Source organism: Colwellia sp. 20A7, from assembly GCF_009832865.1.
GTDB lineage: Bacteria > Pseudomonadota > Gammaproteobacteria > Enterobacterales > Alteromonadaceae > Colwellia.
Window position 1 is genome coordinate 3,956,897 of sequence record NZ_CP047130.1, and the last position, 12,627, is coordinate 3,969,523.

A 12,627-nucleotide genomic window follows, 5' to 3' on the forward strand; every position below is an offset into this window, starting at 1 on the left:
TTTTCCTACTTTTACGTTCAAAATGAACGGTGTAAATTAAAGAAAAAGGCTGAGCACCCTACTTAAGGGTTATTGCTCAGCCTGTTGGAATTTTTTAGTTTTTCAATAAAGAAATAATCAAGAATGTTTTAGTTCTAAGCTAGTTAGCGTTAGAGCAAAGAAGAAGCACGGAGTTGACTTTAGTCAATGAGTACTTCTGATACCGCTATCACGCTAAATAGCACAGAAATGAAATATTCGACTAGCCCATTCTATAGTTAGGGGCTTCTTTTGTGATGGTCACGTCATGTACATGTGACTCGCCCATACCTGCTGATGTTATTTTCATAAACTCAGGCTTAGTACGCATCACTTCAATCGTTTCACTACCCGTTAAGCCCATAGATGAACGTAAACCACCCATTTGCTGATGAATAATAGCAGCAACAGGACCTTTATAAGCAACACGGCCTTCGATACCTTCAGGTACTAATTTGTCTGCTTCACCATCTGATTTTTGGAAGTAACGATCACTCGATCCTTCTTTTTGATCCATAGCACCTAAAGAGCCCATACCACGATATGATTTGTAGTAGCGACCTTGATAAAGCTCTACTTCACCTGGTGCTTCTTCAGTACCCGCTAATAAACTGCCAACCATAACGCAATGCGCGCCAGCGACAAGTGCTTTAGCAATATCACCTGAAAAGCGAATACCTCCATCAGCAATAACGGGAATACCAGTACCTTTTAAAGCTTCAACTGCATTTGATATAGCTGTTAACTGTGGAACACCAACACCCGTAACAATACGAGTTGTACAAATTGAACCTGGGCCTATGCCCACTTTAACAGCGTCAACACCTACATCAGCAAGCGCTTTAGCGCCAGCGCCTGTAGCAACGTTACCAGCAACTATTTGTAAATCAGGGTATTTATCACGTGTTTCTTTTACTCGGTCTAATACACCTTGAGAATGGCCATGTGATGTATCTATTAATAGTACATCTACACCGGCAGCAACTAGCGCATCAATACGCTCATCAGTTCCTGCACCAACACCAACAGCTGCACCAACACGTAAACGTCCAAGCTCATCTTTACAAGCATTAGGTTTGTTTTCAGCTTTTTGATAATCTTTTGCGGTGATAAGTCCTACCAATTTAAACGCATCATCAACCACTAATATTTTTTCAATACGGTTGCTATGCATTAAACCTAAGATTTCTTTTCGGGCGGCACCTTCTTTAACTGTGACTAATTTTTCTTTCACAGTCATCAATGAAGATACTGACTTAGTTAAATCAGTTTCAAAACGTAAATCACGGCCGGTAATAATACCAACTAAATTGTTTTGATTATCAACAACAGGGAAACCTGAAAAACCTAAGTCATCAGCTTTATGCATAACTTCTTCAATAGTAAAGTCAGTGCTAACGGTAACAGGATCTGACACGATACCGCTTTCATATTTTTTAACTTTAGAAACGTTATTCGCTTGTTCCGCTATGGTCATATTTTTATGAATAAAGCCTAAACCACCTTCTTGTGCTAAAGTGATTGCTAAACGAGCTTCAGTTACTGTATCCATAGACGCAGATACAATAGGTACGTTCAAATTAATCTTTCGTGTTAAACGAGTTTGTAGATTAGCTGTGTGGGGTAGTACTGTAGAGTGGGCCGGTACTAACAAAACATCATCAAAAGTTAATGCTTCTTGGGCAATTCGTAACATCGCAATATCACCAGAGTTAAGGAGAAAGGAGATACTAATTTTTTAAAAGTTAGTATCTAATATTGCGGCAGAATTTTAACTCTTTTCTTTGTTTAGGTAAACATAAATTTGTCTTTGAATCATTATTATTTTATGTAATAAAAGCAAAAAAAACACCCTAAATAAATTCCATCAAGATATACTGTCACTCAAACTAGCTCTACAGTATTAGCAATTAATTAGTTATGCCAGCACAACACATCCTTCAAGTCAGTGAACTCACACGAAAAGTACGCTTTATTCTAGAAAGTGAATTAAATACCGTATGGTTAACCGGTGAAATATCTAATTTTGTCGCAGCTAGCTCTGGTCATTGGTACTTATCGTTAAAAGACAATAAGTCGCAAGTGCGTTGCGCTATGTTTAAGGGGAACAACCAAAGAGTTCGCCTTGCGAACAATGCAAAACCACGTAATGGCCAACAAGTATTAGTGCGTGCCAAGGTTTCATTGTACGAACCCAGAGGTGATTTTCAGCTTATTATTGAGCAACTTGATGATGCTGGTGAAGGTTTATTACGTCAACAATATGAGCAATTGAAAAACAAGTTAACTGCGCTTGGTATATTCTCGCAAGATCATAAAAAGACAATCCCAACCACTATACAGCGTGTAGGTATTGTCACCTCACCTACTGGAGCCGCTGTAAAAGATATTCTGACGGTTTTAAAACGCCGTAACCCAAATATTCAAGTGACGATTTACCCTGCGTTAGTACAAGGACAATATGCTAGTAATGATATTTGCCACGCAATTGCACAAGCAAATAGTAGGCAAGAATGTGATGTACTTATTATAGGACGTGGTGGTGGCTCTTTAGAAGATCTCTGGCCTTTCAATGAAGAAATAGTGGTACAAGCTATTTATGATTCAGTTATTCCAACCATTAGTGCAGTTGGTCATGAAGTCGATACTACGTTGAGCGATTATGTCGCTGATTTACGTGCCCCAACCCCTTCTGCCGCAGCCGAGTTAGTTTCAAGTGATAGTGATGAACTAGTGAAAAAAATCACTATGCTAACATTACGATTAAATAACGCGATTACCAGAAATAATAACGTGTTAATTCAAAAGTTGAGCCATACGCAGCATAGATTAACGCAAGCACACCCTGAGCAACAATTACGCATCCACCAACAAAAGTCTGATGAGTTAAACTTACGCTTAATGCAGGTAATTAAGCGAACAATGCTGCAAACAAAGCAACAACCACAACAATTAGCGCAACGACTTAATCGGTTGTCACCCAATAAACAATTAATAGAATACCAAACAACGGTGAGCCAGTTAAAACAACGCCTCGTTAATGCTCAAAAATATAGCTTACAGCATAAAGGTGAATTGTTTGTACACTTAATTGAGCAACTGCAATTGGTTAGCCCATTAGCAACTATTGCAAGAGGTTATGGTGTGGTTCGAAATACTGAAGATAAAGTGATCAGTTCGATTAAACAAGTATCGATTAACGATGAAATACGTGTGCAAATTTCTGACGGTTTGATTAAAGCGAAGGTTATTTGAAGCTAAGGTTTACTTAAAAATGGTTTACTTAAGCAGGGCTTATTTAAAATAGTCATCTATCGTTTTATGCGGTCATAGTAGTTAATAGTAACTGGCGAACTTGTTCCTCGCTTGCCGATTCAAACTTCACACCAAAAGAAATGCCTTCATTATGCTGTTTCAAATTACATACCATACCATTTAACTTTAAATTCTCTAAAGCTTGCTCTTCTTCGATTACAATTTGAATATCTTTTTTATCTGATAACGCTAACTTTTCACCATTCATAATACTTAACTGACAACCTTTGCTAGATAAATTCTCTATCGTTGCTTGCCAATAATCTTCATCTATTTTTACTTTCGCTGGTATTTGGGTTTCTATACGAATAGATGAACGTAGGTTTTGTAAGCCAACGGTTCTAGGAAAATCTAACACCATAATACGAGAAGGCATTTGTAGCGTTTGTTTAATCGTACTGAGAAAAGCAACCACAACACCTTCATGGCCTTCAATTAAGCCCCTTACAGTAATCGCAGTGCCCTGCACTATATGTTGAGAAAACCTTCCTAGCTTACCCGCTTCAGGAAATTGTATTAATACATATTTTCCCGGAAGATAACCAATGAATGTTGTTCTAAACTTAGCACGTTGACCTGCAGGCGTAGAAATATCAATGTTGACCGTCGAACCTGCATGAAGTAATGCTAAATTGCGATCTAGACGGGTACTTGTATCAATACTTGAAGGTTTGTTAGACATAAATATGAATTTTTTTAAGTGTATCTAATCACACTAGTCAAATAGTAAATTAAAAGCAATGAATATAAGTAACGATTCTACAGTAGACTATTTAAGTTACTCGTTACGAAGAGCAGTTTCCAAAAAGAAAACTGCTCTTCGCTAACTCATCATTTATTATCTTTATTGTAACCTTGAGTTGCTCGAGCCATTTTCTTTTGCTCGGTAAACGTGAGCTTTTTCTTACCTGCAAATGGGTTAGTTGTATCTCTAAATTCGATACGAATAGGTGTGCCCATTATTTTTAATGATTTACGGTAATAATTCATTAAATAACGTCTATATGAACTAGGTAGTTTTTTCGCTAAATTACCGTGAATTACGATAATTGGTGGGTTATAACCACCAGCATGAGCATACTTCAACTTAATGCGTCGACCATTATGCATTGGTGGTTGATGATCAAATACAGCCATATCCAATATTTTCGTTACCATCGCCGTAGAAATTCGTTTAGTCGCACTGATAAAGGCTTCTTCAACTGATTCATATAAATGGCCAACACCGGTACCATGTAATGCTGAAATAAAATGAATTTTAGCAAAATCAATAAAACCTAAACGACGATCTAGCTCAGTTTTAATACGGTCTTTAACATGGTCATCTAATCCATCCCATTTATTTACCGCTAACACTAATGAACGCCCTGATTCTAAAATAAAGCCTAACAGACTTAAATCTTGATCAGTAATACCTTCACGAGCATCAATGATAAGTAAGCATACGTTAGAGTCTTCAATTGCACGTAAAGTTTTAATTACCGAGAATTTTTCAACAACGTCAGTTACGTTTTTACGACGACGAATACCAGCAGTATCAATTAACGTATATTTACGTCCATTATGCTCCATCGGAATATAAACACTATCGCGTGTAGTACCCGGCATATCATAAACCACTACACGTTCTTCACCGAGTATACGGTTAGTAAGTGTTGACTTACCTACATTCGGTTTACCGATAATAGCTAACTTTATCGTGTCGTGTTCTTTTGGCGCGTCTTCAACTTGTTTTGCTAACTCTTCCTCTGTTAACTCAACATCAAACTCATCGTCGTTAAAACTATCAAATTCATCATTTTCTATGCCATCAGGCTTAGGTTGACCTAACTCTTCAATGTGTGGCGTTAATGCCAACGTTAATAGTTGAGTAACACCACGGCCATGAGCCGCTGCAATTTTATGAACTTCTTCACCTAAGCTTAAAGCATAAAATTCTGCCACAGCAGAGTCAGCATCAATACCATCAACTTTATTGGCAACTAAAAATATTTTTTTATCTTTCTTACGTAGATAGTCGGCAATACCATAATCTGCCGATGTTAAACCGTCACGAGCATCAACTAAAAATAGCACTGCGTCAGCTTCTTCTACGGCCATTAATGACTGCTCAGCCATTAATGCATCAATACCCTCTTCATCACCATCAATACCACCAGTATCAATAACAATGAAAGGATGCTCTTCTACTTCAGCTTTACCGTATTGACGATCGCGGGTTAAACCGGGGTAATCTGCAACCAAAGCATTTCTAGAACGCGTTAAGCGATTAAATAATGTTGATTTACCAACATTGGGACGCCCGACAAGGGCAACGACTGGAAGCATGAAAACCTCAAAATTCAAAAATAGTCACTTAGATTTACTTAGATCTGATCTAAATAAAACTAAGGGCGTAAAAACAAATAACGGCCCCACATGCAAAAGCACCGGAGCCGTGTATACATAAAAGCAAACATATTTTTATTAAAATAGATTGCTTAGTTAAAGCTGACTTACTCGGTCGGCTTTATAATCTTTGGTGTTTCAATAGCTTGTAAGTCACCATCTCGTGATTGACTATACAAGATATTATCAAATACTGTTGGTGAAGTGTTAACGCCGCTACCATCAACTTTGTGACGAGCAACGATTTCACCCGTTTCTTGATTTAACCAATGTAAGTAACCTTCAAAATCACCAACAACAACATAGTCATCAATTAATGCTGGTCCGGTTACACCACGGTTCTCAAGATCTAAATTACTCCAACGCTCAATACCATTGATTCGATCAATAGCATAAACATGACCACGTAAGTTTGTTAGGAAAATAGTATTACGATAAATTGAAAGTTGACGATAAGATGAGTATTGACGCTTCCAAAGTAATCTACCACTTTGAAGGTCAATTGCAGCTAAATTACCACGAGATGATATAGCATAAACTTTATCACCAAAAACCACTGGTGTAGAATCAACATCAATAACACGTTCAAGCTCTGTAGAACCAGTTGCTTCACCTATTTCAGTAGACCAACCTTGTTGACCATTATCCAACAAGTACACATTAACGCCACCTTTACTGGTGCCAATTAACACACCACCAGAAGCAATAACTGGTGCACTAATTCCACGTAATGTTAAAGCAGGAACATCTTGCTCTACTTTCCATAACTCTTCACCCGTATCAGGGTTTAAGGCTTTTAAAATACCAGAAGATGTATTAACAAGCACAACACCAGCATCAACCGCCGGTGTATTAATAACTTCGCCTTTTATACTAGCATCCCACAGCACTTTACCGGTGAGTGCGTCTAAGGCGTATACTTTGCCATTTTCGCTACCAATAAAAACTTTATCTAATCCCGCTGCTGGACCACCAGAAAGTAACGCTGACACTCGGCTGTCCCAGAAACTGCGTTCGTTATTTATATCACTTAAATCCGTTTCCCACAGTTCTTTACCTGTTTTAGGATCAAAAGCAATAACATCACCTTCACGACTTGCACTATATACTTTACCGTAGGCAACAATAGGCTTTAGACGTGAAAAATAATCACCACTTCCATCACCAACACTTTCTTCCCATAACACGTTAGGCTCAAAACTTTGTTCGATCTCTGTTAACTCAGCAGGTAAATCACTGGTGTCTTCATCAGTTGAAGAGCATGAAAATAAAGTGCTAGAGAGCAATAACACAGAAAATACTTTCGCGTATTTACCAAGCAAAGCATTACTTGTTTGTTTTTTAGAAAAAAGCATTAAATGACCTTATTTTACTTCGCAACAGGAACTGTAGTGGTTAAATTAACGGTTGTCGCTAAATCATCTACTTTCATTTGTAAATTTGGGCTAGTAGCTAAACCATCAGAGGCAATAGCAACTTGATAAGCATTAAGTGCTAATTCTGTTTTATTTTGTAATAAATAAATATCGCCCTTTATTTCTTCAACGGCTGCAGTGAAAGATTCAGGAATAGGCTTACTTAATGTAGCTAAGGCTTCATCAAACTGCTCTTGCTGAATTTGAACACGCGCTAAACGCACACTAGCGATGCCTTTGATGCCATCACTTGGAGCCTTATCCACTGCAACTAACAACTGAGTTTGAGCACCCTGCCAGTCTTTTTGTTCTACAGCTTCTTTTGCTAATGCTAAAGCAGTTAACGAAGCATAACTTGTGGCTGAATTCTCACTAATGAATTTTGACGCATTTTCTGTAAATGCAGCTTTATCTTTAGTGCTTTCTTCCATTAATGCTTGATAGCTATCTGAAGTAGCTAACTCATCTTCGAGTTGACCATCTTTATAAAAATTAAAACCGATAAAACCAGCAAACCCAAGGGCAATACCAGCAATAATCATATTGCCATTCTTTTCCCAATAACCTTTAATGGCTTCTACTTGTTGCTCTTCTGTTTGATAAATTTCCACTACATCACCTTGACTAAAACTTTTAAATTAAATCACTTAACAAACTAGGAACTCTTTCAAAATCCACGTTTTGTTGTTCTTGTTGTCCGCGTAAATATTTAACCATAACACTTTGCTGTGCTATTTCATCTTCACCTAAAATTAACGCGATTTGAGCACCTGATTTATCAGCGCGCTTTAATTGTTTTTTCATATTGCCGCCACCACAATGGCATTGCAAGCGAATATTCGGTACTTGATCACGCCATTGCTCAGCAAGTTCATTTGCTTTGATTTGCGCATCATCACCTAAAATAACGACATATGCATCTACTTGTGGGCGAGCTTTAGCGACAACGTCTGTATTCGTTAGCATCAATACTAAACGTTCAATGCCTAATGCAAAACCAAAACCGGGTGTTGCTTTGCCACCTAATTGTTCCACTAAACCGTCATAACGTCCACCAGCACAAATGGTGCCTTGTGCGCCAAGACTTGTTGTAACCCACTCAAATACAGTACGGTTATAGTAATCTAACCCACGTACCAAACGCTCATTTAATACATAATTGATGCCTGCTGCATCTAATCTTTGGCAAAGACTGTCAAAATGTGCCTGTGTTTCTTCGCCAAAATAGTCAGATAACTTAGGCGCATCTGCCAGTGCTTCTTGTACTTGTGGGTTTTTACTGTCTAATACTCTTAACGGATTAGTAAGCATACGACGTTTCGAGTCTTCGTCTAATAACTCTTCACGCTCGGTTAAATAAATAACCAACGCATCTCTATAATTAGCTCGTTCGTCATTACTACCTAATGAATTCAACTCTAGTGTGACAAATTCATTGATGCCAAGTTCCCGCCATAAGCGAGAAGTTAGTAAAATAATTTCTGCGTCAATATCTGGAGTGGCAATACCAAACGCTTCTAGACCAAATTGATGGAACTGACGGTAACGTCCTTTTTGTGGTCTTTCATGTCGAAACATCGGTCCCATATACCATAAGCGTTGCTCTTGGTTATATAAAAGTCCATGTTGGTTTGCCGCACGTATACAACTTGCTGTTCCTTCAGGGCGTAATGTCAGACTATCGCCATTACGGTCGTCAAAGGTATACATTTCTTTTTCAACAATATCGGTTACTTCACCAATAGAGCGTTTAAATAATGCTGTTGATTCAACAATTGGCATACGAATTTCAGCAAAACCGTAATTACTAGCGACTCTGCGCAGTACATCTTCTACCATTTGCCAAACATTCGTTTCACTTGGCAAGCAATCATTCATACCTCGAACTGCTTGTAGCGCTTTATTTTTAGCCACTTATCGTATCTCTCTTTATTCTTAAAAAATCATTAATTTTTACGCAGCGCGCATTATAGCGAATATATAATACCGAATATATACTCATTCTCAAATCGAAGAATAACACTCTTTAATCGAGTGTTTTAAAATCAATTTGATTAGTTTGAGCTAAACGTTCATCCATTGCTTTCGCTTTAGCACGAATACGTTGCTCTAATTGATCAACTAAGTTGCCATTATCAAAGCGTTCTTTTTGACGAATACCATCAAGATAATAACCACTTTTTTTACTACTACCTGTTAATCCTAAGTCAGACACCATCGCTTCACCTGGACCATTAACAATACAACCTATAATAGAAACATCCATCGGGGTCATGATGTCTTCTATACGTTGCTCTAAAGCATTCACAGTAGCAACTACATCAAACTCTTGACGAGAACAACTAGGACAAGCAATTAAATTAATACCTCTACTGCGAAGTTTTAAGGATTTTAAAATATCAAAACCGACTTTAATTTCTTCTATAGGGTCTGCAGCTAATGAAATACGCAAGGTGTCACCGATACCTTGTGCTAATAACAGACCTAACCCTACTGACGACTTTACTGATCCTGAACGTAATCCGCCAGCTTCAGTAATACCAAGGTGTAATGGGTTATCAATTTGTTTAGCTAATAATTTATATGACTCAACGGCAAGGAACACGTCAGAGGCTTTCACACTCACTTTAAACTGATTAAAGTTTAGTCTGTCTAGAATATCGACATGTCGCATAGCAGATTCTAGCAATGCTTCAGGAGTTGGTTCAGTATATCTTTCTTGAATATCTTTTTCTAACGAGCCGCCATTCACACCAATGCGTATTGGAATATTATTATCGCGAGCACATTCAACAACACTACGAACACGGTCTTCTCGACCTATATTGCCAGGATTGATACGTAAACAGTCTGCACCATATTCTGCAACTTTTAATGCAATTCTATAGTCAAAATGAATATCCGTAACTAATGGCACATTCACTTGTTTTTTTATTTCACGAAAAGCTTCTGCAGCATCCATTGTTGGTACACTTACACGAACAATATCAGCACCTACCGCTTCAAGTGCTTTAATTTGCGCCACAGTAGCAGCAACATCTGTCGTTTCAGTATTAGTCATAGACTGGACTGTAATTGGCGCATCGCCACCAACAGGCACATTGCCCACCATAATTTGGCGAGATTTTCGGCGAATAATCGGAGATTCTTTAAACATATTTTAAAAACTTATCTAACAAACAATTTATAACGTGAGTGGTAAGGTAAATTTAGCAATATTACCTGCATTAAATTCAGACAAGTCGATAGCTTCGCCATTAAATTCAATATCAGCTAATTCTGGCTTACCCAAAGTGATCTTTAATGGTGCTTGACCTATAACAGTCATGATATAACCTGACTTTTTAACACCCCAAGCAATACGTTCACCTGTTGCATCAAAAATATTAACCCAGCAGTCACCTGAAAAAGTAAAAATAGCAGTATCAATGGCTGCGTTTTCCTCAATACTTTCTTCTTGTGCTAACACTGGGGCTGCATTAGATGCGTTTTCTGACACAACTTCATCTGAAGTACTCACTTGAGTTTCTAAGGTATCTGTATTACTTATATCTTCATCAAGGCTTACTTGATTAATTACGTCTTCTGAGGTGTCTTCCACAATATCACTTGGTATTTGAATACTTTCTGAGCCATCATCTAACTCAATGCTCTCTTCTTCAGTATTATTTTCCTCAGTGCTACCGGCTTCATTAACTACTTCACTCGCAGGAATTGACACTACTTCCTCATTGGCAACATTTTCGTCTGCGCCCTGTTTTGGCTCTTGTAGCCACCACATTATCATTAAGCCAAACAATATCGCAGCAATGATATAACTCAGCCACATTATCCGACTGTGCTCAGCTTGCTTCTCTGTTAAATTAGAAAAGCTTTGCATTTCACTCCGCTGAACTTTTGCAACATCAAGCATGTCATAAGCACTAAGTACTTCACTAACATCAACATTAACAAGTCGGGCATAACTTCGCAGATAACCGCGATTATAAGTAGCAGGTAATTTAGGATTGAATATATCTTGCTCAATACACTCCACTAGTTTTACTTTGAAATTCAATCTATTAGCAATGTGCTCAACAGTAAGTGATGCTTTTTCTCTTGCTTCACTCAGAATTTGACCTGGGCCAATCATTTCCATGTCTTCACTAAGTTCATCAAGTTGCTTGTTATCGACAGCGTCTATTATTTTTTCACTCATCTACTGATTTACCAACTTTGGGTCTTCTAAAAAGATTATATCTTTAATATAAAGTTTTTTATTAATGTTATTCCATCGACGCAACGATTCAACTTTTATATTATATTTCAACGAAATACCATACAAAGTATCACCTGCTTTGACTACATGGAAACCTGGCAACTTTTTAGACTGATCTTGCGTTCCAGTCTTTGGTTCTTCCTGAACTACATCAGAGCTTTCTATAGCTTTTTTTTCTTTTACTGTGCTTGGTTTAAGCGTAGATAAGTGTACTCTATTAACTTCTTTTTCAGCAACAACTTGTTTTTGTGTTTTATCTACACTTTCAGGTGAAGTTTTTTTACTTTTTTTAGGTGATAACTTTACTATTCGCTTCTTAGGTTTAGTCAGCGTATTCGTTGCTTTTAATAATTCATATCTTTTAGCCAGGCTATCTGCTTCTATCGAGGTAAGTTCATTAAGTAAATATTGCTGAGCCTCCCATGACTGAGGGAACATTTTCACTAGCATGGTGCCATAGTTTTTTGCCGTACCACGCTCGCCAAGTTTATAATGCACTTTATAAGATAATGCTAAAAATTGAGAAGTAAAGCGACGAGTAACTCTTTCAAAGCGCTGATTAAATGATTTAGCTTGCTTATAGTCCCCCATCGCATATTGTAGTCGTATCATTTGGAATAATATCGATGAACTACTAGGGCTATGTAAAATAGCTTTATTTAAATACATTTCAGCTTTAATAAAATCATCATTCTTCAAAAAACAAGAGGATAAATTCTCATAGCTTTTAGCCACTAAAAGATAGCTAGGTACCGCAATAGCTTTTAAAAATTGCTTTTCCGCCGCTTCAATCTTATCTTGCCGGCATAGATAAACACCGTAATTATTTAGCGTATCCGCATCATCACTTTTTATTGATAACGCCTTTTCATACGATGATATTGTTAACTTATGTTCACCAACAGTTTCGTAATAATGTGCAAAAGCGGTATATACTTGCACCATATTAGGTGCAAAGTTTTTTGCTTTTTCTAAGTTTTGTTTAGCTTGGGGCATATTGCCCATCTTCAAATAACCTAATCCTAACGAGATACGTGTTGCCGCCATGTCATCCGTATTAGCTTGATTTTGAACAACAGGAGTATCATCATTTTCATAGTTCTGTGTTACACAACCTGATAAAAACGCAGGAAGTAGGGTCAGAATTGCGATAAAGGCTCTTTTGCTAATCAAATATTTATCCATAATAGTCTGAACTTGCTTCATTAGTTGCTATGTTAGTAAAGTTTGATA

The 12,627-nt window shown here is 37.5% G+C and carries 10 protein-coding genes; 1 reads left to right on the forward strand and 9 read right to left on the reverse strand.

The window, feature by feature from the left end:
• Nucleotides 1-241: 241 nt before the first annotated feature.
• Nucleotides 242-1,714, reverse strand: coding sequence for an IMP dehydrogenase (gene guaB / locus GQS55_RS16990; protein WP_159821618.1), 1,473 nt, complete (start codon nt 1,712-1,714; stop codon nt 242-244).
• Between the two features lie 224 nt (nt 1,715-1,938).
• On the opposite strand from guaB, the gene xseA reads away from it, so the two are divergent.
• The gene (gene xseA, locus GQS55_RS16995) at nt 1,939-3,273 is read left to right on the forward strand and encodes an exodeoxyribonuclease VII large subunit (RefSeq protein WP_159821619.1); all 1,335 of its coding nucleotides are present in this window, start codon (nt 1,939-1,941) and stop codon (nt 3,271-3,273) included.
• 64 nt (nt 3,274-3,337) lie between these two features.
• Here xseA and GQS55_RS17000 read toward each other — a convergent pair whose 3' ends face one another.
• The 8 genes from GQS55_RS17000 to pilW all read right to left on the reverse strand — a co-directional run bounded on the left by GQS55_RS17000 (nt 3,338) and on the right by pilW (nt 12,567).
• The gene (locus GQS55_RS17000) at nt 3,338-4,015 is read right to left on the reverse strand and encodes a PilZ domain-containing protein (protein WP_159821620.1); all 678 of its coding nucleotides are present in this window, start codon (nt 4,013-4,015) and stop codon (nt 3,338-3,340) included.
• Between the two features lie 149 nt (nt 4,016-4,164).
• Nucleotides 4,165-5,661: a ribosome biogenesis GTPase Der gene (gene der / locus GQS55_RS17005; RefSeq protein WP_159821621.1), complete on the reverse strand. Its 1,497-nt coding sequence runs from the start codon at nt 5,659-5,661 to the stop codon at nt 4,165-4,167.
• Nucleotides 5,662-5,828: 167 nt separating this feature from the next.
• Nucleotides 5,829-7,076, reverse strand: coding sequence for an outer membrane protein assembly factor BamB (bamB, locus tag GQS55_RS17010; protein WP_159821622.1), 1,248 nt, complete (start codon nt 7,074-7,076; stop codon nt 5,829-5,831).
• Nucleotides 7,077-7,090: 14 nt separating this feature from the next.
• Nucleotides 7,091-7,747, reverse strand: coding sequence for a YfgM family protein (locus tag GQS55_RS17015; protein ID WP_159821623.1), 657 nt, complete (start codon nt 7,745-7,747; stop codon nt 7,091-7,093).
• Between the two features lie 22 nt (nt 7,748-7,769).
• Nucleotides 7,770-9,050 (reverse strand): histidine--tRNA ligase, encoded by a 1,281-nt coding sequence (gene hisS / locus GQS55_RS17020; protein WP_159821624.1) that lies wholly within the window; start codon nt 9,048-9,050, stop codon nt 7,770-7,772.
• A gap of 112 nt (nt 9,051-9,162) precedes the next feature.
• Nucleotides 9,163-10,293 carry a flavodoxin-dependent (E)-4-hydroxy-3-methylbut-2-enyl-diphosphate synthase gene (gene ispG, locus GQS55_RS17025; RefSeq protein WP_159821625.1) on the reverse strand — a complete coding sequence of 377 codons (1,131 nt, stop codon included), beginning with the start codon at nt 10,291-10,293 and terminating at the stop codon, nt 9,163-9,165.
• Nucleotides 10,294-10,320: 27 nt separating this feature from the next.
• Nucleotides 10,321-11,334, reverse strand: coding sequence for a RodZ domain-containing protein (locus tag GQS55_RS17030; protein WP_159821626.1), 1,014 nt, complete (start codon nt 11,332-11,334; stop codon nt 10,321-10,323).
• Nucleotides 11,335-12,567 (reverse strand): type IV pilus biogenesis/stability protein PilW, encoded by a 1,233-nt coding sequence (gene pilW, locus GQS55_RS17035; protein WP_236559681.1) that lies wholly within the window; start codon nt 12,565-12,567, stop codon nt 11,335-11,337.
• Between the last annotated feature and the right edge of the window lie 60 nt (nt 12,568-12,627).

Excerpts from the sequence above, each read along its gene's own strand:
- guaB (WP_159821618.1), bottom strand. The coding sequence starts at position 1,714 with ATGTTACGAATTGCCCAAGAAGCATTAACTTTTGATGATGTTTTGTTA.
- xseA (WP_159821619.1), top strand. The coding sequence starts at position 1,939 with ATGCCAGCACAACACATCCTTCAAGTCAGTGAACTCACACGAAAAGTA.
- GQS55_RS17000 (WP_159821620.1), bottom strand. The coding sequence starts at position 4,015 with ATGTCTAACAAACCTTCAAGTATTGATACAAGTACCCGTCTAGATCGC.
- der (WP_159821621.1), bottom strand. The coding sequence starts at position 5,661 with ATGCTTCCAGTCGTTGCCCTTGTCGGGCGTCCCAATGTTGGTAAATCA.
- bamB (WP_159821622.1), bottom strand. The coding sequence starts at position 7,076 with ATGCTTTTTTCTAAAAAACAAACAAGTAATGCTTTGCTTGGTAAATAC.
- ispG (WP_159821625.1), bottom strand. The coding sequence starts at position 10,293 with ATGTTTAAAGAATCTCCGATTATTCGCCGAAAATCTCGCCAAATTATG.
- GQS55_RS17030 (WP_159821626.1), bottom strand. The coding sequence starts at position 11,334 with ATGAGTGAAAAAATAATAGACGCTGTCGATAACAAGCAACTTGATGAA.